This is a genomic window from Clostridioides sp. LIBA-7678 (genome assembly GCF_056716065.1).
On the sequence record NZ_CP196987.1, the window covers coordinates 3,912,162 to 3,938,242 of the forward strand.

18 protein-coding genes and 1 rRNA gene are annotated in these 26,081 nt (G+C 30.1%); 4 read left to right on the top strand and 15 right to left on the bottom strand.

Features of this window, described 5'->3' with window-relative positions:
• Positions 1–4: 4 nt before the first annotated feature.
• The 4 genes from rapZ to ACTG46_RS18060 form a co-directional block, all read right to left on the bottom strand.
• The gene (rapZ, locus tag ACTG46_RS18045; protein ID WP_054271845.1) at positions 5–862 is read right to left on the bottom strand and encodes an RNase adapter RapZ; all 858 of its coding nucleotides are present in this window, start codon (positions 860–862) and stop codon (positions 5–7) included.
• Between the two features lie 27 nt (positions 863–889).
• The gene (locus ACTG46_RS18050) at positions 890–1,606 is read right to left on the bottom strand and encodes a PHP domain-containing protein (RefSeq protein WP_054275752.1); all 717 of its coding nucleotides are present in this window, start codon (positions 1,604–1,606) and stop codon (positions 890–892) included.
• A gap of 3 nt (positions 1,607–1,609) precedes the next feature.
• A complete protein-coding gene (gene murB, locus ACTG46_RS18055; RefSeq protein WP_054271847.1) occupies positions 1,610–2,524 on the bottom strand; it encodes a UDP-N-acetylmuramate dehydrogenase in 915 nt (304 codons plus the stop codon).
• A 272-nt stretch (positions 2,525–2,796) separates the two neighbouring features.
• On the bottom strand, positions 2,797–3,567 hold the full coding sequence (locus tag ACTG46_RS18060; RefSeq protein ID WP_054271848.1) for a formate/nitrite transporter family protein: 771 nt from the start codon (positions 3,565–3,567) through the stop codon (positions 2,797–2,799).
• A gap of 317 nt (positions 3,568–3,884) precedes the next feature.
• Between ACTG46_RS18060 and cls the strand changes: the two genes are divergently transcribed.
• The 4 genes from cls (at position 3,885) to ACTG46_RS18080 (ending at position 9,888) form a co-directional block, all read left to right on the top strand.
• Complete coding sequence (gene cls / locus ACTG46_RS18065) at positions 3,885–5,366, top strand: cardiolipin synthase (protein WP_054271849.1); 1,482 nt, start codon at positions 3,885–3,887, stop codon at positions 5,364–5,366.
• Positions 5,367–5,683: 317 nt separating this feature from the next.
• A complete protein-coding gene (locus ACTG46_RS18070; protein ID WP_003416946.1) occupies positions 5,684–6,181 on the top strand; it encodes an NADH-quinone oxidoreductase subunit NuoE family protein in 498 nt (165 codons plus the stop codon).
• A 16-nt stretch (positions 6,182–6,197) separates the two neighbouring features.
• Positions 6,198–8,084, top strand: a complete 1,887-nt coding sequence (locus tag ACTG46_RS18075; protein WP_054271850.1) for an NADH-quinone oxidoreductase subunit NuoF — start codon at positions 6,198–6,200, stop codon at positions 8,082–8,084.
• 22 nt (positions 8,085–8,106) lie between these two features.
• Positions 8,107–9,888 carry an NADH-dependent [FeFe] hydrogenase, group A6 gene (locus tag ACTG46_RS18080; protein WP_054271851.1) on the top strand — a complete coding sequence of 594 codons (1,782 nt, stop codon included), beginning with the start codon at positions 8,107–8,109 and terminating at the stop codon, positions 9,886–9,888.
• Between the two features lie 122 nt (positions 9,889–10,010).
• On the opposite strand, the gene ACTG46_RS18085 is transcribed toward ACTG46_RS18080, so the two are convergent.
• The 11 genes from ACTG46_RS18085 to rrf all read right to left on the bottom strand — a co-directional run bounded on the left by ACTG46_RS18085 (position 10,011) and on the right by rrf (position 26,021).
• Positions 10,011–11,807, bottom strand: coding sequence for a MutS-related protein (locus ACTG46_RS18085; RefSeq protein ID WP_479923350.1), 1,797 nt, complete (start codon positions 11,805–11,807; stop codon positions 10,011–10,013).
• 146 nt (positions 11,808–11,953) lie between these two features.
• Positions 11,954–12,883, bottom strand: a complete 930-nt coding sequence (gene hprK / locus ACTG46_RS18090; RefSeq protein WP_054271853.1) for an HPr(Ser) kinase/phosphatase — start codon at positions 12,881–12,883, stop codon at positions 11,954–11,956.
• Positions 12,883–14,700: an excinuclease ABC subunit UvrC gene (gene uvrC, locus ACTG46_RS18095; RefSeq protein ID WP_054275754.1), complete on the bottom strand. Its 1,818-nt coding sequence runs from the start codon at positions 14,698–14,700 to the stop codon at positions 12,883–12,885. The genes hprK and uvrC overlap by 1 nt, the downstream gene beginning before the upstream one ends.
• Before the next feature lie 257 nt (positions 14,701–14,957).
• Positions 14,958–17,783 (bottom strand): excinuclease ABC subunit UvrA, encoded by a 2,826-nt coding sequence (uvrA, locus tag ACTG46_RS18100; RefSeq protein WP_479923351.1) that lies wholly within the window; start codon positions 17,781–17,783, stop codon positions 14,958–14,960.
• Between the two features lie 18 nt (positions 17,784–17,801).
• Positions 17,802–19,808, bottom strand: a complete 2,007-nt coding sequence (gene uvrB / locus ACTG46_RS18105) for an excinuclease ABC subunit UvrB (RefSeq protein ID WP_479923352.1) — start codon at positions 19,806–19,808, stop codon at positions 17,802–17,804.
• A gap of 149 nt (positions 19,809–19,957) precedes the next feature.
• Positions 19,958–21,220 carry an alkaline phosphatase family protein gene (locus tag ACTG46_RS18110; protein ID WP_479923353.1) on the bottom strand — a complete coding sequence of 421 codons (1,263 nt, stop codon included), beginning with the start codon at positions 21,218–21,220 and terminating at the stop codon, positions 19,958–19,960.
• A gap of 62 nt (positions 21,221–21,282) precedes the next feature.
• Positions 21,283–22,587: an ABC transporter substrate-binding protein gene (locus ACTG46_RS18115; protein WP_054271858.1), complete on the bottom strand. Its 1,305-nt coding sequence runs from the start codon at positions 22,585–22,587 to the stop codon at positions 21,283–21,285.
• Positions 22,588–22,617: 30 nt separating this feature from the next.
• Positions 22,618–23,478: a carbohydrate ABC transporter permease gene (locus ACTG46_RS18120; RefSeq protein ID WP_054271859.1), complete on the bottom strand. Its 861-nt coding sequence runs from the start codon at positions 23,476–23,478 to the stop codon at positions 22,618–22,620.
• Positions 23,479–23,515: 37 nt separating this feature from the next.
• Entirely contained in the window at positions 23,516–24,385 is an 870-nt protein-coding gene (locus ACTG46_RS18125) for a carbohydrate ABC transporter permease (RefSeq protein WP_054271860.1), read from the bottom strand.
• Positions 24,369–25,439, bottom strand: coding sequence for an ABC transporter ATP-binding protein (locus tag ACTG46_RS18130; RefSeq protein WP_479923354.1), 1,071 nt, complete (start codon positions 25,437–25,439; stop codon positions 24,369–24,371). The genes ACTG46_RS18125 and ACTG46_RS18130 overlap by 17 nt, the downstream gene beginning before the upstream one ends.
• A gap of 465 nt (positions 25,440–25,904) precedes the next feature.
• Positions 25,905–26,021, bottom strand: a 5S ribosomal RNA gene (gene rrf / locus ACTG46_RS18135).
• Positions 26,022–26,081 lie beyond the last annotated feature (60 nt).

Sequence of the window (26,081 nt, forward strand, 5' to 3'; positions counted from 1 at the left end):
TCCATTATCGTAACATAGAGTCTCTGTGTTTCTTTACAACCCTATATCCTTTATTAGATAAATCCTCCGCTATAAGATTTGTTATAGTAACTGACCTATGTCTTCCACCTGTACATCCAACACCAATTACTAAATGTTGTTTTCCTTCTTCTATATATTGAGGCACTAAAAAATGAATCATATCTAAAAGTTTTATATAAAATTCTTCACTTATTTTAGAATTCATAACATAGTCTCTAACTTCTTTATCATCACCCGTTTTAGACCTTAATTCTTCAATATAATAGGGATTTGGAAGAAATCTTACATCGAACACTAAATCTGCATCAGCAAGTATACCATGTTTAAATCCAAAAGATACTACAGATATTGTTAAGTTTGGATTATCTTCACCAGAAGAATATATTTTTTTTATTTCTTCTTTAAGGTCTTTTGGCTTCATATTAGTTGTATCAATTATACAAGTGGATAATTCCTTTAAAGGCTCCATTATTTTTCTTTCCATTTTTATACCTTCTGGAATCTGCATATCTTTTGCCAATGGATGATTTCTTCTTGTCATTTTATATCTTTTTAACAATACATCATCATTACAATCCAAATATACCATTTCATATTCATAATTTTCTTTTTCCAAGTAATTTAAGCTTTCATGAAGAGCTTCAAAAAACTTTCTTCCTCTTATATCTATACCTAGAGCAACTTTATCAATACTTGAATTCGGCTGATAACATAATTCTGCAAATTTAGTTATCAAAGCAGGAGGTAGATTATCTACACAATAAAATCCCATATCCTCTAAAGCTCTCATTGTCTCACTTTTTCCAGATCCTGAAAGACCTGTAACTATAACAAATTTCATTGCTAACTCCTCCCTTTTATCTTATGTTTATTCTATTATAATGTTTTCTACTAATGATACATCTAGATTAGAATCAAATATAGTCTTTATCGCCAGTTCAAAGTCACCAACTCTTTGTGGACAATGTGCATCTGAGCCTATTACAAATGTATTTTTTAACTCTTTTATCTTGTTTAACTGATTCACATTTAAAAAAGAATGGCTACTGTTTATTTCAAGTCTAGTATCTGTCTTTTTTGCTATCTTTGCTACTTCTTCTATATAAACATCGCCTTTATCTCCAGGATGAGTAATTATAAAAATATCATTATTACTCATTGCATTTATTACAGCTTTTGTATTATATTCTTTTGCTTTTTCAGTTTTGAATACATAATTATTACAATGATTTAATAGACTTTTGAATGATGTTGGAGTAGAACCAAAATGATATCCAGCCATAATATAATCAAATTCTTTAATAAATTTATCTTCCATATCTATATTGCCTTTATCATCTAATATGTTACATTCCATACCCAAGAGTATATTTATATCACCATATTTATCATTCAAATAGTTTACTTCTTCTCTCATTTTAAGAATATCTTTTTTCTTTACACCATATGCAATATGCTTATAACTATGGTCTGATATCCCTATTGTCTTTATTCCTTTAGAAATGGCCACCTTTACATTGTCTTCAATAGTCCCTTTTCCATGACTATATAATGTATGTGTATGATAATCAGCCAGTATTTTCATCAGTTAATCCTCTCCAAGTATTTTGACTTCTTCTTCCAACATAACCCCAAACTTGGCATATACAGCACTTTTTATAACATATATTAAATCTAAGATATCTTTAGCATTTGCTTCTCCTCTATTAACTACAAATCCGCAATGCTTCTCAGACACTTGTGCTCCTCTCAAAGTAAGACCTCTTAATCCAGTTTCTTCTATTAATTTACCTGCAAAATATCCTGTTGGTCTTTTAAATGTACTTCCTGCACTAGCAAAATTTAATGGTTGTTTAGTTATTCTTCTTGTTGCCAAATCGTCCATTAAACTTTTTATTTCATCATAATTGCCTTTTTGCAATTCTAATTCTGCGGATAAAGCTATATAGCCATTTTTTGATATTATGCTTTTTCTATACCCAAATTCCATCTGTTCATTTGATAGTTCAAATATATTTCCTTCCATATCCATCAATTTTACTGACTTTACTATATCCTTCATTTCACCACCATATGCTCCAGCATTCATGGCTAATGCTCCTCCCAATGTTCCAGGTATTCCTGATGCAAATTCAAATCCTTTTAATTCCTGCTTTTGAAGAGCTTTACCTAAAACTGATAATAAAACTCCTGACTGAGCAATCATCCTAGTATCATTTATCTCATAAGAATTGAAATTATCTGCCAATTCTATTACAACGCCTCTTATTCCACCATCTTTAATTAAAATATTTGAGCCATTTCCAATTATTAAATATGGAATTGATTCCTTTTTCACCAAAAGAAGTACATTTTTTAATTGCTCTTCTGTTCTAGGTCTAACCAATATATCTGCTGGTCCTCCTACTCTAAATGAAATATGCTTTTTCATAGGTTCATCAACCTTTATATCATCTTTACTTAATATATTTAATAAATTTTCATATATATCTTGATTATTCATTGTATTTCCTCCCAAATTATACTGAACTTTAGCTGTCATTCTTATTTAAATTACATTAATATATAGTATTAACTATATTCAATAATATATGATTTTGCTTATCATATGGATTTTATATTTTAAGTTTCTTAATTACAAACTATATTCAATAAATATATAATAAATTAAAAAAAAAAAAATAACAACATATAAAAGAATATAAATAATTTAAAAAAAGCATCAATATCACTGATATCAATGCTTTAAAAGGCAATTTAATTCGTATTATTTATCTAACTATTTTTAACATAGCAAAGATAATAAATTCCTCCAACTATTATGGAACCCCCAACAATATTTCCAAGTGTTACAAATACTAAATTAGTTATGAATTGAACCATAGTTATATTTGCTCCTAATACCATCCCCATTGGTATAAAAAACATGTTTGCAACGCTATGTTGGAATCCACATAACACAAATAACATTATTACTGTCCAGCATGAGCCTAACTTTGAAATTACATCTTGTGACGCTGTAGCCATCCATACAGCTAAAACTACTAGAACATTACAAAGTATTCCTTTTAAAAACATGGAAACCATAGTTGAATTAACTTTAGCTTCTGCCACAGCTATAGCTTTTGTAGCTACATCCCCTGTCAATGTAGAAGAATAAAATAAAATTGCTACTAACAAAACTGAACCTACTAAATTTGCAAAATAAACCAGTCCCCAGTTTCTTAACATTTTTCCTAATGTTATTTTTTTGTCCATAAGTGGAATAAGCATTAAAGTATTTCCAGTGAATAACTCTGCTCCTGCTACCACTACAAGCATAAGACCTACTGGAAATATCATAGCACTTAAAAAACTAGCTACCCCTGGGTCTATCTTAGCAAAAGTCTGACTAACTATCATACTTCCCAATGCTCCTAACCCTATAAATGCTCCTCCAAATAAACCTAATAAAATTGCATTTTGTGTTGAAATATTCGCTTTTTTGATGCCAGCACTTATTGTTGCTTGTGCTGTTTCCCCAGGTGTCAAGAATCCTTTACTCATAAATCCTTCCCCCTTAAAAATTATACTTTTCCTTGTCTTTTTATGGCAATAATTATATAATAACAATATGATATATAATAAATTTTATTAACATAAAAAATATACTATATGCATATATATAGCTGTCTCATATAATTATACTATTTATTATATACCAACTTTGTTAATTTCGAAATAATTTATATTGAATTTGAAAAATTTACCTCTCGATTATTTATTTTACTTTTTTATTGTTGAGGTATTATATATAATAGATATATGTTTGTGTTATTATATATAATTACTTATTTTAATAAATATTTGAAGGAGGAAATTTTATGTTTGATATATCATTTTTCGAAATGTCAATATATGAAATAGCAGTTACTACAATATATATAATTAATTTCATGGTTATACTGAACCTTATCTTTAGGGAAAAAAGAAACATAAATACAACTCTAACATGGCTTCTTATATTAGTGTTAATCCCTGCACTTGGATTCATACTTTATATAGCTTTTGGTAGAAACATTTCAAAAAACAATATGTTTAGATTAAAAGAAAAGGACGATAAGATAATCAAAAGTAACATACTAGATACTCAGGTTAAGTTACAGTCTACTTCTGAAATTGATTCAGATATACATCAACATAAGGATATGATTTATGCATTAGCTAACTCAAATAATGCTCATTATACCAATAATAACGATGTGTGGATTTATGCTGAGTCTAGTCAATTTTTTAACAGTCTTCTTGAAGAACTTAAAAAGGCTAAAAAATATATAAACATACAATTTTACATTTTCAAAGATGACAAAATCGGAACTGAAATAATCGACATTCTAGTAGCTAAAGCTAAAGAAGGTGTCGAGGTAAGACTTTTATTTGACGCCGTTGGTGGTAGAACACTAAAGAATAGTACACTTTCTAGACTTAAAGAAAGTGGTGTTAAGGTTGGAAGTTTCTTTCCATCATTCTTAAAAATCGTAAACTTTAACTTAAACTATAGAAATCACCGAAAAATTGTTGTCATTGATGGTAAAGTAGGATTTGTAGGTGGATATAATGTTGGTGATGAGTATTTAGGTAGAAATCCAAAATTTGGTCTATGGAGAGATACACATACCAAACTTACTGGTGATTGTGTAATTGACCTAAATATGAGATTTATCCTTGATTGGAGATACACAACTAAAGAAGATTTAGACTTAGAGAAGTACTTTATAGAAGAAGAAACAAACTCTAATCATCCTTCTGAAAATATTGGGATTCAGATAGTATCAAGTGGTCCAGATATATCAGAGCTTGACGAAATTAAATATGGTTACCTTAAAATGATTCAGAAAGCTAGAAAGTATATATATATACAGAGTCCTTATTTAATACTTGATGCAACATTTATAGATACTTTAAAAATAGCTTGTTTATCTGGTGTTGATGTAAGAATTATGATTCCTTCTAAACCTGACCATCCTTTTGTATACTGGGCATCATATTCATATGCTGGAGAACTTTTAAACTTTGGAGCTAAAATTTATACTTATGGTCAAAATGCATTTTTACATGCTAAGACGATAGTTATAGATGACTCTATCTGCTCTATAGGAACAGCCAATATGGATATAAGAAGTTTCGAACTTAATTTTGAAGTAAATGCATTTATGTATTCTTCAAAAAAAGCACTGGAACAAAGAATTATATTTGAAAATGATATTTTAAATTCAAAAGAAATAACATTAGATATATATAATTCTAGGTCTACTTATATAAAAATCAAGGAATCAATTTCTAGACTATTATCAGCAGTTTTATAAATCTTTTATTTTATAAAAATTTTACATTCCGGTTTATTTTTTAAAGTTTTTTATATATATTATTTTTTTTTTATTGAATTTAGTTCATTTTTTTTATTTTTTTTAACTATTCTGAATTATTTTATATTATAATAGACTAGTATAGTTTTTATTTTTGATAGGTAACTTTTTTGCATTGTTTTTATGAATAAAGAAATTGTTGTATATTGTTCTTTCTTTATTGTTTTGGTTTTGTTCACCAACATAAGGTTGGGGTCAACTCATGGTTAATTATTTTTTGAGAAATAATAACTTTAAAAAGAAAAGGGGGATTTGTTATGTGCGATTTTATTTCACACAACAAGCAATTATTTGACGAACTAGATATATTTATTGACTCTCTTGCAACAAAAGAAGGTGCGTTAATACAAGTTCTACATGAAGCACAAGGTATATTTGGATATCTTCCAAAAGAAGTTCAGCTTCATGTTGCTAGAAAACTTGGAGTAGCTCCTGCAAAGGTATATGGGGTTGTTACATTCTATTCTTATTTTACTACAGAACCTGTAGGTAAGTATAAAATCAGTGTCTGTCTAGGTACTGTATGTTTTGTAAAAGGTGCTGATAAAATATTAAGTGCTTTTGAAAAACAACTTGGTATAAAAGTTGGAGAAACTACTAGTGATTTTAAATTTTCTTTAGAAGGTTTAAGATGTTTGGGGGCATGTGGTTTAGCTCCAGTTGTTACTGTAAATGGTAAAGTTTATGGTAAGGTGAAACCTGACCAAGTAAGTGAAATATTAGATACTTATAGAGAATTAGAATTGAATTGTTAAGAGGGGTGAATAAATAATGCGTAAAGTAAATTCATTTGATGAATTAAAAGTTTTAGCTGATGAGCTGAAACCTAATCTTAGCTTAAGAAAAAATTATTCTAAGGAAAATGTATTAAGAAGAGAATTACTTGTTTGTTGTGATACTGGATGTACATCTTCAAACAGTATGGAAATAGTTAGTGAATTAGAAAATGAAATAAAAAAATCAGGAATCCAAGACAAAGTTACTGTTCGTTTGACAGGTTGTTTTGGCTTCTGTGCTCAAGGTCCTATCGTAAAAGTTTATCCTGATAACGTTTTCTACGTAAAGGTTGAACCATCAGATGCTGAAAAGATAGTTCAAAGTCACTTAATTAGAAATACAGTTGTTGAGGAATTATTATATGAAGAAGAATCTTTAAGCAAAAAAGTAGAAGAACAAGAAGAAATGTCTTTCTACAAAAAACAGTTACGTATAGCTTTAAAAAACTGTGGACTTATTGACCCAGATAGCATAGAAGAATATATTGCCAATGATGGTTATTTAGCTCTAGGCAAATGTTTAACTTCTCTTACTCCTCAAGAAGTTATTGCAGAAGTAAAAACTTCTGGTCTTCGTGGTAGAGGTGGTGCTGGTTTCCCTACTGGTTCTAAATGGGAAGCTGCTTCAAAAAATCCTGCTGGTCCAACAGATAAAAAATTTGTTGTTTGTAATGCTGACGAAGGTGACCCAGGTGCATTCATGGATAGATCAGTACTTGAAGGTGACCCTCACAGTGTACTAGAAGCTATGGCAATATGCGGATATGCTATAGGCTCTGATACAGGTTACATATACATAAGAGCAGAATATCCAAAATCTATAGAAAGATTAAAAGTAGCTATAGCTCAAGCTGAAAAATACGGTTTACTTGGTGAAAATATATTAGGTACTGGATTTAACTTTAAACTAGAATTAAAATACGGTGCAGGAGCTTTCGTTTGTGGTGAAGGTACAGCTCTAATGCATTCAATTGAAGGTAGACGTGGTGAACCTAGAATGAAGACTTATAGTTCTTCTAAGAGTGGTTTATGGAAATCTCCTACTTGCTTAAACAATGTTGAAACTTTTGCCAATATACCAGCAATCATACTGAATGGCGGAAGCTGGTTTGCTAACTTAGGTACTGAAGATTCTAGTGGTACTAAAGTCTTTGCTCTTGGTGGAAAAGTTGAAAATGTAGGGCTTGTTGAAGTTCCAATGGGTACTACTTTAAGAGATATTGTATTTGAAATTGGTGGAGGAATCCCTGAAGGCAAACAATTCAAGGCAGTTCAGACAGGTGGTCCATCTGGTGGATGTATACCAACTGAGCATTTGGACATCCCTATAGACTTTGGTTCATTAAGCTCTATAGGTTCAATGATGGGTTCTGGTGGTATGCTTGTTCTTGATGAATCTGACTGTATGGTAGATATAGCCAAGTTCTTCCTTGAGTTTACTGTTGAAGAATCTTGTGGTAAATGTACTCCTTGTCGTATAGGTACTACAAGATTATTAGAGATATTAACTAAAATTACAGAAGGTAATGGTACTCTACAAGATTTAGATGACCTAGAAAACCTTGCTGAAACTATACAAACTGCTTCATTATGTGGTCTTGGTAAAGCTGCTCCAAACCCTGTTTTAAGTACTCTTCAATATTTCAAAGATGAGTATATAGCTCATGTTGTAGATAAGAAATGTCCTGCTGGCAAATGTCAAAACTTACTTTCTTACTTTATAACAGATGCTTGTAAGGGTTGTACAAAATGTTCTAGAGTGTGTCCTGCTGGTTGTATAACAGGTTCTGTTAAGGAACAACATACAATAGATACTTCTAAGTGTCTAAAATGTGGTGCTTGTATAGATAATTGTACATTTAACGCTATAATCAAGAAATAACTTATTTGGAGGAGGAATAACAATGAGTTTAGTTAATTTAACTATTAATGGCAAACACGTTTCAGCACCTAGTGGAACTTCTATCTTAGATGCTGCGAAATTAATAAATATAAAAATACACAATCTTTGTCATTTACACATGAACGAAATAGATAAGCTTGACACTTGTGCTTCTTGTCGTGTTTGTATGGTTGAGACAGAGAGAGGCTTAGTTCCAGCTTGTGGAACAGTTATAAAGGAAGGTATGAGAGTTCAAACTAATAGTGCAAAAGCATTAAATGCTCGTAGAACTATTGTTGAATTATTGTTATCAGACCATCCACAAGATTGTTTTGTATGTGAAAAAAATGGAGATTGTGAATTACAGACTATAGCTGCCGATTTAGGAGTAAGAAAAATAAGATATCAAGGTTCTAAATCTTTTGCAGGTAAAGACACTTCTACTAAGTCTTTAGTTAAAGACCACTCTAAGTGTATATTATGTAGAAGATGTGAAACTGTATGTAATGATATACAAACAGTAGGAGCATTATCTGGAGTTAATCGTGGATTTAATACTTTAGTTAGTACATTCTTCAACTCTGATATGGTTGAGACAGAGTGTACATTCTGTGGTCAATGTATATCTGTCTGTCCAACTGGAGCGTTAACAGAAGTAGATAATGTACCTAAGCTTTGGGATGTTTTAAATAAAAAAGAAAAAACTATAGTAGTTCAAGTTGCTCCTGCTGTAAGAGTTGCAATTGGTGAAGAATTTGGATTAGAACCAGGTTCAATTTCTACAGGAAAAATGGTAGCTGCTTTAAAAGCACTTGGATTTGAACATGTATTTGATACCAACTTTGGTGCAGACTTTACTATCATGGAAGAGGCTACTGAATTTATAGAAAGAATCCAAAGTGGTGAAAATCTTCCTATATTGACTAGTTGTTGTCCTGCATGGGTAAACTTCTTGGAGCATAATTATCCAGATAAGTTAAATTTAGCATCTAGCTGTAAGTCTCCTCAAGGTATGTTTGGTTCTATAGCTAAAAATTACTATGCACCTAAAATATTAGGAATCAATCCTGAAGAGCTTTATGTTGTATCTGTAATGCCTTGTGTAGCTAAAAAATATGAAGCTTCAAGAGAAGAATTAAGTGAGTCTGGAATACTAGATGTTGACCTTTCTATCACTACTAGAGAATTAGCTAAAATGATAAAAGAAGCTGCTATCGATTTACCTAATCTTCAAGACCAAGATTTTGATAATCCTTTAGGAAAATCTACAGGTGCTGCATCTATATTTGGAGCAAGTGGTGGAGTTCTAGAAGCTGCTCTACGTACTTCATATGAAAAGATAACTAATAAGACTTTAGATAATGTAAACTTTACTAATGTTAGAGGTCTTAAAGGAATCAGAGAAGCAAGCATAGATGTTGATGGAACTACAGTTAATGTGTGTATTGTAAATACACTTAAAAATGCTAGAAAGATTATGGATAAGGTTAGAAGTGGAGAATGTAAATATCACATTATAGAAGTTATGGCATGTCCTGGTGGATGTGTTGGAGGTGCTGGTCAACCTTATCACCATGGTAATACTGAAATAGTTGATAGACGTGCAAATGCATTATATGAAATAGATAGAAATAAAGCTATTCGTAAATCTCATGAAAATCCTGATTTACAGGCTATTTATAAAGACTTCTTTGGAGACCCAAATAGTGATGTAGCTCATAAATACCTTCATACTCATTACTTCGATAAGAGTTGTATTTATGGAGAATGCCCACAAGAATGTGCTTGTGAGGAATCTAAATAAGCTCTAACAATTATAAAAATTAAGTGTTATTAAATAAAAGGATTGTCTTAAAATACTCTTAAGTACTTTAAGACAATCCTTATTAGTTTACTTTAATACAACTTCCTAGTCTTATATATTAATTAAAGAATTCCAGCCATTTTCATAAGTTGTTTTGCATTTGTAGTTTTACATCTTCCATCTTTTATCATATAGTCAAAATGAATTTTATCATCTACATAGTACTCTGAGAAATGATAGTTTACAACTTCAACATCTCCACTACCTGAAAGGTCACATAACTCAAAATCATGTGTTGTAACCATACTTATAACCCATGGTCTTGATAATTTCTTTACTGCCTCACTTGCTCCAATAATTCTATCAGCAGAGTTAGTTCCCTTAAAAATCTCATCCACTAAAACCAACATTGGTAATTCTTTTAAGCTATATTGAATCATTGATTTTATTCTAAGAATCTCAGCATAAAAAGTTGATATTCCTTGGCTTACATCATCTTGTATTCTCATAGATGTAAATATAGCCATACAGGTTGCATCAAAATTCTTAGCACATACTGGTCCTCCTGCATATGCTAATACTAAATTCACTCCTATACTTCTTAAAAATGTTGTTTTTCCAGACATATTTGAACCTGTAATAATACATGTCTGAGAATTTAATTGTATTGAATTTGCTATAACACTTTTTTCTGCTATTAATGGATGATATACTTCTTCAACTTTTAGCCTTGGAATGTCTTCATGTTTTATTACTGGAAAACATGTATTCTCCTTTACATGACCAATAACTGTTAAACTTATTAGAGCTTCAAATTCTCCAATAGATTCTAGCCAGCCTCTAATTTGATTTCCATACACACCTTTCCATCGTTCCAGTGATTCTGCACAATGATAATTCCACATAAGAACACCACAAGCAATTATATATAATATCTGATTATATCTTAAATTTACAGCATTTCCTATTGAATTTAGTTGTTTAATACCTTTTGAAACGCCACTTCCCCTAGAAAGTTTTTTTTGTAATTCTTTTAAGTAATCACTCTCAAATGTCTCTTTTTCTAAAACCTCAAACATCTTTTCATATACTTGTATATTTCTACTAAATGAAAATAATGGTGAAAGAGTCTGCATAAGTCTCGTATGCCCAAAGCCACTAAATCCCAACTGTATTATGAAAAGTAGAAAAACAGGCAAAATAGGTAAAAAACCTAATGTAAAAAATATAAAAGATAGGATTGTAGCAGTAGGTAGACCCCAAGTAAAAATATGCATCCATTTTGGTATATATACATCCTTATTTTCTCCATACTCTATGAATGCTTCTATACTACCATCAGAATTATTTTTTTGCTCCTTACCAATTATATTACTCAGTGTTTGAATATGAATAGAAAAATCATCTTTTGATAAAAGTTCTTTTATTGCTATTTGTCTCTCTAAGATTATCTTCTCATCTGGATTTTCATTCCATAATGACTTAGCCAAGGATTTCTTACCATAAGATGTATTAGCCACACAGATATATTGATACAATGAAGCTCTTCCAAACAAATCTAAATCTTTTGCTTGTGAATTTTCATCTTCTAAGTATTCTTTACCATCTATTTTAAATTCTTTCCAGCCATCTCCAAATCGTTTTATATACTTGTCTATTACATCAATCTTACTTTTAAAATACATTTCTTCTTCTTTTACTTTATTATGAATAACTAAGAGTACTATAAACGCTACAATCGCTACAATTCCAACAAAAACACCCACTATATTTTTATTGTAAAGTCCAATAGCAAATCCTACTATCACTATCAAAAAAGAGATTAATCTCGCTGTACTTATATTATTTGACTTTTTACTTAAGAGCAATTCTTTTTCAGTAGTACTTTCTAAAAGTTTACTAAAATAGTCTATTCCCATAAAAAATTCCAACTTTCTTGTTATATAATAAAATCCAAATATAAAATTAATCTAGTGCAGTTTTAATCTATTACTTTAAATTATCCTTATCTAATATATATTATTAATAAATATTAGATACAACTTAATTTTAATATCAGTCTACACTACTTAGTATCAATTAATTTTGATAGTTTTTTAGTAAACTCTTGTGCTGCATCATATCCCATTCCTCTTTGTCTAAAATTCATTGCTGCTACTTCTAATATCATAGCAGTATTTCTTCCAGGCTTAACAGGTACAACTAGTTTCTCTACATTGACACCAAGTATCTCTTCATATTCTTTATCAAGCCCAAGTCTGTCATAATACTTAGTCTCATCCCAAGCTTCTAGATGAACTACTAAATCTATCATTTTAGAATTTTTAATTGCTCCTACTCCATATAGACTTCTAACATCTATTATCCCTATTCCTCTTATCTCAAGAAAATGTCTTATCAATTCAGGTGACTGTCCCATCAGCATACTTTCATCCAGTTTTCTTATTTCCACAGCATCATCTGCAACTAGTCTATTTCCTCTTTGAATCAGTTCTAATGCTGTTTCTGACTTTCCTATACTACTTTCACCTTTTATCAGTACACCTATTCCATAAATATCAACTAACACACCATGAATTGTTGTGTGTGGTGCTAATTTATTATCCAAATAATTTGATAGTCTATTTATAAGTCTAGTTGTGTTTCTATTTGTACTCAAAAGTATTCTCTTATATTTTTTAGCTTTTTCAATTACATCTGGCTTGATTTCCAAGTCTCTAGAGATTATTAGAGCAGGTATTTCATATGAGAAAAATCTATCCAACACTTCTTCTCTAATAGTATTATCCATTAATCCAAAGAAATTATATTCTGTCTTCCCAACTATTTGTATTCTTTCATACGCAAAGTAATCAAAATATCCTGCAAACTGTAACCCTGGTCTATTTATATCTTGAGAGTAGACATAATAATCTACATCATCAGGCATGTACACTACTTTTAACTTCAAGTCTTTTATTATCTCTCTTATCGATACCTTATTGCTAGTTTCCATTAGTTTTCTTCCTTCCTAAAAAAATTATAAACATTATCTGCAATGCTTTTATTCATTCCCTCTACTTCTAAAAGTTCTTCCATAGTAGCTTTTTTTATAGCATCTACATCTTTGAAGTGATTTAATAATGATTTCTTTCTTTTTTCACCTATTCCTTGTATATCATCTAAGATAGATTTTGTCAAAGCTTTATTTCTTAAACTTCGATGATATGTTATTGCATAATTATGAACCTCTTCTTGTATACTAGCAATAAATCTATATAAATTGGTTGTTTTATCTAGCTCTATTTCTTTTCCTTTACATATCAATCCCTTGGTTCTATGCTTATCATCCTTGTACATTCCCCAAAGAGGTATATCTACATCATTAAGTTCTAATACTTTTTTTACTGCGCTAACTTGTCCTTTTCCACCATCCAATAATATCAAGTCAGGTAAATTTCCATGTTTTAATCGTCTATCTACAATTTCAGCCATAGAATCATAATCATTAGGTCCAATGACTGTTTTTATTTTATATCTTCTATATTCTTTTTTGTCTTTTTTAGCATTTGTATATACTACCATAGAGCCAATCGAGTCTACGCCTTGTATATTTGATATGTCATAAGCCTCTATCCTTATTGGTAACTTTTCTAGATTTAATAGACGTTTTAATTCTTCTAATGCTCCAATACTCTTTTCATATTTTCTCTTATTCATATCAGAAAACTTTTCAAGATACTCTATAGCATTTTTTCTTACCATTTCAACTAGGCTTTTCTTTTCTCCTTTTTGTGGTACTCTTATAGTTACTTTTTGACCTTTTTTGGATGACAACCATTCCTCTAATATAGAACTATCTTCTATCTCATCTTCTATAATTAATTCTTTTGGTATATACTCTTGTTCATTGTAAAATTGTTTCACAAATGAACCTAATATAGAGGCTCTTGGGCTATCCATTACACCTTCTAATATAAAATGTTCCCTACCTACAATCTTACCATTTCTGATAAAAAATACCTGTACACAGGCTTCATTATGGGCTCTTGCCATTGCAACCACATCTTGATTTAAGTCACTTACATTAGTGTCTATTTTCTGTTTCTGTATCATCTCTTCAAGACTCTTTATTTTATCTCTATATACCGCAGCTTCCTCAAATCTAAAATTCATAGAACTCTCATTCATTTTTTCCTTTAAAAGCTCCATCAATTTCTCTTCTTTACCAGATAAGCACATTATAATTTCTTCTATCATCTTTCCATATTCTTCTTTAGAAACATTTCCTGTACAAGGCCCTAGACATTTATTTATATGCAGATTTAAACAGGGTCTTGTTTTATTCTTTATCGCTTTTTCGATATCTATTTTACAACTTCTTATTGGATAGGTACTATTTATAAGTTCCAAAGTATCATTCACAGCAGTTATATTAGTATATGGTCCAAAATACTTTGCCTTATCTTTAAGAACTCTTCTAACCTTTAAGATTCTCGGATAATCTTCATTTGTAGTTACTTTGATATATGGATAAGTTTTATCATCTCTAAGTACTACATTATACTTAGGTCTGTATCTTTTTATTAGATTACATTCAAGTATTAATGCCTCCAACTCTGAATCCGTTATAATATACTCAAATTTATATATATTTTTAACCATAGATTTTACTTTAGATGTATGGTTTTTTGAAGATTGAAAATACTGCCTTACCCTATTTTTTAAAGATATGGCTTTTCCCACATATATTATATGGTCGTATTTATCTTTCATTAAATATACTCCGGGCTCAGAAGGTAATTTTTTTAAATGTTCTTGTATATCAAACATATAGCCCTCCAAAACATTAAATTTTATATTAAAATTATACCCTAAAATGTGAAATTTAAAAAGTTATACAGTTTCCAGTGCTCTAAACAAGTTAAAGCCCATATCCCCCTTCCATAATTGATTTAAAAACAAACCTTATGAAGAGCAATATGGACTTTATACTTTTATTGACTACTTACAACTTATATTTAATTAGCTTCTAAAAGATGTAATCAGTTTATATCTCTAATTTTAAAACTTATCACATTTTAGATGATTTAAGAAAAATATTTCTTTAAAAATTGACCAGTATAAGACCCATCAACTTTAGATACTTCTTTTGGTGTTCCAGTTGCAACTACAGTTCCACCTTTATCTCCACCTTCTGGTCCTAGGTCTATTACATAATCACAAGTCTTTATGACATCTAAATTATGTTCTATAACTATAATTGTATTTCCTGTATCTGCTAATCTTTGTAGCACTTGGATTAGCTTGTCTACATCTGCCATATGAAGTCCAGTAGTAGGCTCATCTAATATATACAATGTCTTTCCTGTTGGTCTTTTACTAAGCTCAGCAGCTAATTTTATACGTTGTGCTTCTCCTCCTGATAATTGAGTTGAAGGCTGACCTAATTTGATGTATGAAAGACCTACATCCATTAAAGTTTCTAATTTTCTTTTTATATTTGGTATGTTTTCGAAAAACTCAACAGCTTCTTCCACATTCATATCCAATATATCAGATATAGTTTTATCTTTGTATTTTACTTGTAGTGTTTCTCTATTATATCTTTCACCCTTACAAATTTCACAAGGAACATATACATCAGGTAAGAAATGCATTTCTATTTTTATTATTCCATCACCCTTACAAGCTTCACATCTCCCACCTTTTACATTGAAACTAAATCTTCCTTTTTTATAACCTCTTGCTTTAGCTTCATTAGTTGCTGCAAAAATATCTCTTATAAAATCAAATACACCTGTATAAGTAGCAGGATTTGAACGAGGTGTTCTTCCAATTGGGCTTTGGTCTATATTTATAACTTTATCTATATTTTCAATTCCTTTTATTTCTTTATGTTTACCAGCTCTTTGTTTAAGTCTATTTACTTTACTTGCTACACCTTTGTAAAGTATGTCATTTATTAGTGTACTTTTACCAGAGCCTGAAACACCTGTTATACAAGTAAACTTACCTAATGGGAATTTTATATCTATATTTTTTAGATTATTTTCTGATGCTTTAATTATTTCTATAAAATTTCCATTTCCTTCTCTAGTAGTCTCAGGAAGTAATATTTGTTTTTTACCACTTAGATACTGACCTGTTATTGAGTTTTCATTTTTAATTATTTCATCCAAAGTTCCTTGTGCAACTATCTCACCACCATGTATACCTGCGCCTGGTCCAATATCTAAAACATAATCAGCCTCTCTCATTGTGTCTTCGTCATGCTCTACAACAATTAAGGTATTTCCTAGGTCTGTTAAGTGTCTAAGTGTACCTATAAGCCTATCATTGTCTCTTTGATGAAGTCCTATACTTGGTTCATCAAGTACATATAAAACCCCAACAAGTGCAGAACCTATTTGAGTTGCTAATCTTATACGTTGTGCTTCCCCTCCTGATAGAGTTCCAGCTTTTCTTGATAAATTCAAATAATCAAGACCTACATCTCTTAAGAACATAGTTCTTCCTTTTATTTCTTTTATAATCTCATGAGCTATAAATCTCTGTTTCTCTGTAAGGGTTATATTTTCCATAAAATCAATTAATTCATTTACAGATAAGTTTGTAACTTCCATTATGTTCTTACCATCAACCAAAACAGATAGGACTTCTTTTTTAAGTCTCATACCTTTACATTTTGGACATGGTCTTTCTGCCATATATTCTTCAATCTTATCTCTCATGTACTCCGAGTTAGTTTCGTTGTATCTTCTCTCTAAGTTTACTATTACTCCTTCAAAGTACGACTTATAATTTCTAGTTCCTCCAAATTTTGATTCATAAGTAAACTCTACGATTATATTGTCCTTACCATAAAGTAATTCCTCAACAAAATCCTCTGGTAAATCTTTAAATGGTGTTGTCAAAGATACATTAAAATGTTCTGCTAAACTCTTTATCATTTTACTATAGTAAGTATCATCATTAACACCTGTTGACCCCCACGCTGCAACAGCACCTTGTTTTATTGACAAATCTTTATTTGGTACTACTAATTCTGGGTCAACTTCTTTACTTTCTCCAAGACCATTACAAACATCACAAGCACCAAAAGGAGCATTAAATGAGAACATTCTTGGAGATAATTCTTCTATACCAATTCCATGTTCTGGACATGCAAATTTAGTTGAAAAAAGAATTTCTTCTCCCTCTATTATTTGAGCTATTACAAGACCATCTGATAACTTAACTGCAGTCTCAATCGAATCTGCCAATCTAGATTCAATTCCATCTTTAATTACTATTCTGTCTACTACAACTTCTATATTATGTTTTTGATTTTTATTCAGAACTATATCATCGCTAACTTCATAATTTTCACCATTGACTCTAACTCTTACAAATCCTTCTTTTTTGATATTATCAAAAACCTTTTTATGTGTACCTTTTTGACCTCTAACAATTGGTGAAAGTATTTGTAATTTCGTTCTATCTGGAAAATCTAGCATTTTATCAACTATTTCTTGGATAGTCATTTGACTTATTTTTTCACCACATGTAGGACAATATACATCTCCTACTCTTGCAAATAATAATCTTAAATAGTCATATATTTCTGTTACTGTTCCAACAGTAGAACGTGGGTTTTTTGAAGTAGTCTTCTGGTCGATTGATATAGCTGGTGATAACCCCTCAATATATTCTACATTTGGCTTTTCCATTTGACCTAAAAATTGTCTAGCATATGCTGATAGACTCTCTACATATCTTCTTTGACCTTCTGCATATATTGTATCGAATGCCAAAGAAGACTTTCCAGAACCTGATAACCCTGTAAAAACAATAAATTTATCTCTTGGTAATTCTAAATCTACATTTTTTAAATTATGCTCTTTTGCTCCTCTTATTATAATTTTATCTTCCATAATGTTGTTTTTACCTTTCTATTTTTCCAATTTTTCTTCTAATTGTTTTACTTTATCTCTAAGTTCTGCTGCTCTCTCAAATTGTAAGTTTTGAGCAGCCTCCATCATCTCTGATTTTAATTTTTCTATATTATCTCTTATTTCATCTTTATCATCTGTGTCAGAGATTCCATATACAACTTCTTCCTCTGCTACCTTAGTAGCTTCTATACTATCTCTTATACTTTTTTGTATAGTCTTAGGAGTAATATTATGTTCTTCATTATATAGATTTTGTATATCTCTTCTTCTCTTTGTCTCATCAATAGCATTTTGCATTGAATCAGTTATTCTGTCTGCATACATGATTACTCTTCCATTTTCATTTCTAGCAGCACGTCCAATAGTCTGTATTAATGCTGTTTCGGAACGTAAGAAACCTTCTTTATCAGCATCCAAAATTGCTATAAGTGAAACTTCTGGTATATCTAATCCTTCTCTAAGTAGATTTATTCCTACAAGTACATCAAACTTTCCTAGTCTTAAATCTCTTATTATTTCGGTTCTTTCTAATGTAACTATATCTGAATGCAAATATTTAACTTTTATCCCTATCTCTTTAAGATAATTAGTCAAGTCCTCACTCATTTTTTTAGTTAAAGTGGTTATAAGTACTCTTTCATTTTTTTCTATAGTTTTAGTTATTTCTCCTACCAAATTGTCTATCTGATTATTGATAGGTCTTACTTCTACAATTGGGTCTAAAAGTCCAGTTGGTCTTATTATTTGTTCTGCTATAGCTTCTGAATGTTGAATTTCATAAGGCCCTGGTGTAGCACTTACAAACAACATCTGATTTATATTTCCTTCAAATTCTTGAAAATTTAATGGTCTATTGTCAAGTGCGGAAGGTAATCTAAATCCATTCTCTATAAGAGATGTCTTTCTAGACCTATCTCCTGCATACATACCTCTTACTTGTGGTATAGTAACATGTGCCTCATCTACAATTATTAAATAATCATCTGGAAAGAAATCCATTAAAGTATATGGCTTTTCTCCTTCTTCTCTACCTGTAATATGTCTTGAGTAGTTCTCTATACCTTGACAAAATCCTATTTCTTTTAGCATTTCTATATCGTACTTAGTCCTTTGTTCAATTCTTTGAGCTTCTAAAAGTCTATCATTTTTTTTAAAAAATTTTATTTGCTCTTGAAGTTCGTCCTCTATTTCTACAATTGCCTTTTCAATTCTTTCTGGTGTTGTTACATAGTGAGATGCGGGGAATATAACAATGTGGTTTCTAGTACCAACAATCTTTCCTGTTACATAATCAATCTCTGTTATTCTATCTACCTCATCACCAAAAAACTCTATTCTTATTGCTTTCTCATCGTTACTTGCTGGGAATATCTCTAGTATATCTCCTCTAACTCTAAAGGTACCTCTTGTAAAATTTATGTCATTTCTTTCGTATTGTATCTCTATTAACCTTTTTATTACATCATCTCTGTCTCTTTGCATACCTGGTCTTATAGATAGCATAAGTTCTTTATAGTCTTTTGGATCACCCAGTCCATATATACAAGATACAGATGATATTATTATAGTATCTCTTCTTTCTAAAATAGATGCCGTAGCAGAATGTCGAAGTTTATCTATTTCATCATTTATGCTTGCATCTTTTTCTATATAAGTGTCACTGTGAGCTACATATGCTTCTGGTTGATAGTAATCATAGTAACTTACAAAATATTCAACTGCATTGTCTGGGAAAAATTCTTTAAACTCACTGTAAAGCTGTGCTGCTAGTGTCTTATTGTGAGCCATTATTAGGGTAGGTTTTTTAACTTGCTGAATGATGTTTGCCATTGTGAATGTTTTTCCTGAACCCGTTACTCCTAATAATGTTGAAAATTTCTCATTTCTATTTATAGAATCCACTATTGATTTAATAGCTTCTGGTTGGTCACCTGTAGGTTTGAAGTCTGATTTTATTTTAAAATCCACGGTATCACTCCTTTTTCGAACATTAGTTCCTAACATTTATTATTATATCATACCTTTATAAAATTGTTTAAGTTATTTTAAATATTTTACCCATTTAAATTTTACTTAAATCTAAAATATAAAAAAAGACTTCTATCTTTACAATAGAAGTCTATAATACATGGAAAATAAATACTTCATCCAATTTATATGATAAAATCAAATGCCTCTTTTTCAGCTCCATCCAACGTTAAACCAAATAACTTTAATATAGTTGCTGCATGTGCCCTCAAATCTCCATTCTCTATAACCACACCACTTTTAATGTTAGGTCCAAAAGCTATAAATGGAGGTCTATTACCCTTAGTAGGTAAATGACCATGTGTTGCAACAGCAAATTTATAATCTTTTATATCAGAATCCTTTATAATATTTCCTTCTACATCATTACCAAACGAAATTCCTTCAATTCCTTCAATTACCATTTCAAAATCACCTTCAAGACCAAGTTCAGATGCTTCCTCTTTGCTAAAAATATTTTCTATGAATAATTCTTCTTTAAACTCCTCAAGTAGTTCTCTTAACTCTGTTAATCTATCTAAGTTATTTACTATTATCTGAGCTGATATACCAGAAGAATTTACGTAGGCATCAAAATGTTTAATTTCTCCATCTTCTACTGTTATAAATCCTCTTGATTCAAGTAAAACATTTGGATTTATAACTTTGTCAACTCTAAGATGACCATGGTCTCCAAGTATTATAAAGTTTGTATCTTCATATGTACCTGCATCCCTTGTAGCTTGAATTATATCTCCTAGCCATTCATCATTCATTTTCAATGCTTCATCCACTTGCTCATTAAATAATCCATAATTATGTCTTGTATGGTCCAATGTCGCCAAATGTATCAACATTAAATCAGGCTTATAGTCCTTTATAATATCTACTGCACAGTTTACTCCAAACAAATCCATGTTAGGTTCTAGCTTCCAATCAATATAATGACAATGTTTATTATAAATACTATCCATTATAATCTTACTAGAACTTTTTTCAAAAGTCTCTCTTGGATCATCTTCTCTATTAGGTGCCCATATTTCTGCAATATTAAAGTCTATATTTGGATTTGCTCCCATTACAGGCCATAATACACTAGCTGTAGTTAAATTATTTTCTTTTGCTACATCTAAAATAGTTTTTGTTTTTATATCCTTCGAATACCAATACCAATCTTTGTTTTCTTTATTTGGGTCAAATTTTTCATTATGATATATACCATGCTTTTTAGGATATACTCCTGTAACCATGCTAGTATGGCATGGATATGTTAAAGTAGGATATACACAATTTATATTTTTTACTATAGAGCAATTCTCTAATATAGATTTAAAATTTGGGAGATTTTTTACGAATTTCAAGTCTTTTTCAAATAAAGAATCTACTGATAATACTATAACTTTTGTCATTTACATTACCTCTTCATTCATATATTATTAAATACTTTTAATCAGTTTATGGCTATAAATAATTATTTATTTGTTTTATCTATTACTGCTTGCATTGCAGAAGTTCCTTTACTTACTGCATCTTTTGGAGATACATTTAAGTCAGTAAGTCCCTTTTTAATTTCATCCATTAGCTTATCAGTTGCTTCTTTATATCCATTTAACATTGGAAGTGCTACAGCATATTGTAACTGGTCAGTTGCAACTTTATATTGAGGTTTCTCTTTATATAGTGTTTGTAATTTTTCAGACTTAGTTGCATCTTCAGTTGTTGGTAAGTACCCTGTTGATGAACTGAATTGAACTATCTTATCTGTTTGAGTCATCCATTTTATAAATTCTGCACTTGCTTCTTTTTCTTTATCTGTTCCACCTTCAAGCATAACTAGATTTGCTCCACCTGTAGGAGTTGCGTATTTTTGATTCTTTGGTAAAAATGCTGTTGATATTTCAAATTTACCTTCTGTTTGTTGCATAAGTCCTGCTAAATCAGCTGTTGATGTAAATATCATGCCTACTTTACCATTTACAAAATCTTGTTTTGCCACATCCCAAGCATTATAATCTTCTCCAGGAGGCATTTTCATTATTCCATCTTTCATCATATCTTGCCAAAATTTAACTGGTGCTTGCCCTGCTTCATTATTAAACGCTACTTTTTTACCATTAGTTATTTCTCCACCACTTTGCATTACCATAGCTTCATAGAACCAAATATCTATTGGTGTTTCAAAACCATAAGTATCTTCTGATTTATTCGTCATCTTACTAGCATAATTTTTAAGTTCTTCCCATGACTTTGGACCTGAAGGGTCAAGACCTGCTTTAGTTGCCATATCTTTATTTATGTATAATATTGGAGTACTTCTATTAAATGGCATCCCAACAAACTTGTTTTCGTAATATGAATTTGTTAAAAGACCAGAAAAAAATCTTTCTTGGTATGTTTTATCAAAATACTTGCTCATATCTACTAAAGCTCCTGCTGATGCAAATGTACCTGTTTGAGTTATTTCTAGTAATGTTACATCTGGTTGGTCTTTAGAAGTTAAGGCTGCCTGTAATTTTGTTGCATTTTCATAGTAATCTTTCTGTTTTAGCATATTTACTTGTACATCTTTATGCTCACTATTAAACTGGTCAACCATTTTTTGTGCAGTTTCTCCATTAGTTCCACCCAAAGGAGCCCAGAAATCTATCTTTGTAATATTGCTATCAGTTTTTTCCCCTTTAGATGTATTTGAATCATTAGAATTTGAACACCCAACTAAAGAACCTAATAATAATGTTATTGCTAATCCTGTTGCTAATTTTCTTTTAAGCTTCATTTTCATCCTCCAAATTTAGTCTTTAATTTTTTATTTTATTCCTGAATACATAAAAGCTTCTTTTACCTTTTTATTTGCAAATATATATACAAGAATTATTGGTAAAATTAGAATTATATTTCCTGCCATTATTACATTCCATGCAGTAATTCCTTCTGAAGATTTAAGAAGTGCCACCCCTATTGGTAAAGTTCTTATGGCATCTGTATTTGTCATTACTAGAGGCCAGAAGTAATTGTTCCAATGATATATAAAATTGAATAATATAAATGTTATTACTGCTGGTTTTGCCATAGGAACCATTACTTTAAACATTATCTTTAAATCAGAAGCATTATCTAGTTTAGCTGCTTCAATAATCTCATCTGAAATCTGCATGAAATTTTGTCTAAGTAGAAATATACCAAATGAAGATGTCATAAATGGAATTATAAGTGGAACATATGTATTTATAAATCCAAACTTACTCATCATCATATATACTGGTAAAAAAGTTACTTGTGGTGGAATCATAAGCCCTATAAGTAAAAGTCCAAATAATACCTTTTCGCCTTTAAATCTAATTTTAGAAAATGCATAAGCTGCTGGAACCATCACTAAAAACTGTATGATTAAAACACTTCCTGTTACAAATACACTGTTTAGTAAATATCTAAAAAATGGTCCTGAATTCCATGCTGTGCTATAATTTTCTAACACTATATCATTTGGTATTATAGTAGGTGGTAATTGCATCATTTCTTGTGGATTTTTAAAAGATGTCGATAACATCCATATAAAAGGAAATATAAATATTGCAGATAAAAGTAATAAAACTAATACTTCTATTGATTTTGATGCTATTTTCTTTATATTAATTTTGTCTTTTTTGATAGGTTGTATAATATCCATTTTCTCCTCCTTCTTGATAGGCCTTATGTCTATTTTTTTATTGATAGTGAACTTTCTTTGACAGTAATCTGAAATTAGCATATGTAGCAATCATAACTATAGCTAGTAAAAACATACTCGCTGCACTTGCTTGTCCTATATCATAATATATAAATCCAGACTCATATATATAATAAGACAACATATTGGTTGAACCTAATGGCCCACCTTGTGTCATTATACTTATCTCATCAAACACTTGAAATGATGCAGTTGTTGTTGTTATCATAAGAAAAAATATTGTTGGTGACAATAATGGCAATGTCACTTTAAAGAAATTAGTTATCTTGTTCGCGTTATCTAATTTAGATGCCTCATATATATAGTTTGGTATGGATTTAAGACCTGACAACACTATTAAAATATTATATCCAAGAGTTTTCCATATTCCTATTAGAATCAGTGACATTAAAGCTGAGCTTTCACTTGAAAGCCATTTTGATGTTGGTAAATGTAGTGTTGACAGTATCCAGTTTAAAAAGCCATATTGTGGCTCCATAATCCAAAGCCACAATACAGCTACAGATACTAGTGAAATTACATGTGGTGTAAAGATTATACTTTGCGTTAAATTGTGTATTATAGAGTTTTTATTTAACCAAACAGCAAGTACTATAGCTAATGAAATAGATATAACTACCATAAAGAAAGTATAAATTGCTGTATTAGTTATAGTTTGTATGAATTCTGGATTCTTTAAGAGTTCTGTATAGTTATTTAAACCTACATTTTCAAAAGTCGAACTAAGAAGACTTCCTGATTTAAAACTTAAAGATATTGTCTTGATTATTGGATATACTATAAACAAAAGAGTTCCTATAATAGCAGGTGTTATATATAAATATGCTTTGTTAAATCGCTTTTTCATAAATATCTCCTTTGATTTTAGAATACATATTTTTACATTTTTTTAAATCTTCTACTCTTTCTCCATACTTATCAAAATAATATAAATCTTTTTCTAACACGCTTATTCTTAAGGTTCTTCCAATATCAAATATATCATTTTCTGTTTTAACTCTTATCTCACTATCAAGAACACATAGACAATATATAGTTTCATTTCCCAAGACTTCTTTAGTAACTACTTTTCCAAATAAGCTAAATACACCATCATTTTTTCCATCTATATTTATACTCTCTAGTGTTGCTTTTTCTGGTCTAAATCCAAGCTTAACATCATTTTTGATATTTAGTATATTCATGCAAGGATTTCCAATAAACTGAGCTACAAATAAGTTTTTAGGATTTTGATATATTTTTTTTGGGGAACCTATTTGCATTATCTTACCTTTGTTCATTATCACTATCTTATCTGCCATCGACATTGCCTCAACTTGGTCATGAGTTACATAAACAAATGTAGATTTTAGTTTTTGATGTAATTGTATTAATTCTGTTCTCATTTGGTTTCTTAATTTAGCATCTAAATTTGATAATGGCTCATCCATTAAAAATACCTTTGGATTTTTAACCATAGCTCTAGCAAGTGCTACTCTTTGTCTTTGACCTCCAGATAAATTACCTGGTTTCACATTTAAATATTCTTGTAATCCTACCACATCAATAACTTCTGTTATAAGTTGTTCTCTCTCTTCTTTAGGTACTTTCTTATTCTTAAGACCAAATTCTATATTTTCTTTGACAGTCATGTGTGGATATAACGCATAGTTCTGAAATACCATAGCTATATCTCTTTTACTAGCATCCGTTTTTGTTACATCATTTTCTTCAATTTTTAATTTACCTGAAGTTATATCTTCAAGACCTGCAATCATTCTTAGTGTAGTAGATTTACCACATCCACTTGGGCCTACCAACACTGTAAAAGAACCATCTTCTATAGTAAGATTTAAGTTTTCTATAACGGTATTTTTTTTATTATAAGATTTTGTGACATTTTCTAGTCTTATATCTGCCATTTTTTATCCTCCTAAAATATTTGATTTCATTTTATGATTTGCTTATAGATTAATAATACTCTTAATTTGTAAAGGATATATTAAGACAAAGTGAATATATAGTAAACTTATTAAAATGAAGGTTAAATTGTAAACATTTTTTGTTAAATATACTAAACTTAAATGAATATGCTATTTATATTATTTATAACTTTCTATAGTTTCTATATTTAATATTTAGTATAACAAGAGAATTTTAATTTACAGAATGATATATAAGACTCTTTATTTTTATAAGATTAGAGTTGAAAATAAAAGAAAATAAAAAAGACCTCTATGGGGGATAGAGGCCTTTAAGTGGGGGAGATTGAGTAATTTATTTTTGCTATATTAAGTTTTACAATTATATTATGTCCCAAATTTGTAGGGTCTAAACATAAAAAACAAAACTTTTTTTTATTTTAATAAATTTACTCAAAAAAAATTACGTGGCTACGTCCTACTCTCCCAGGCAGTTTCCCACCAAGTACCATCAGCGCTAGAGAGCTTAACTTCTGTGTTCGGAATGGGAACAGGTGTATCCTCTCTGCTATTGTAACCACATAATCTTTATGCTTAATATTTCTATTAAGTTTTTAGAATCTAGTAATCTAGTTTCTTTAG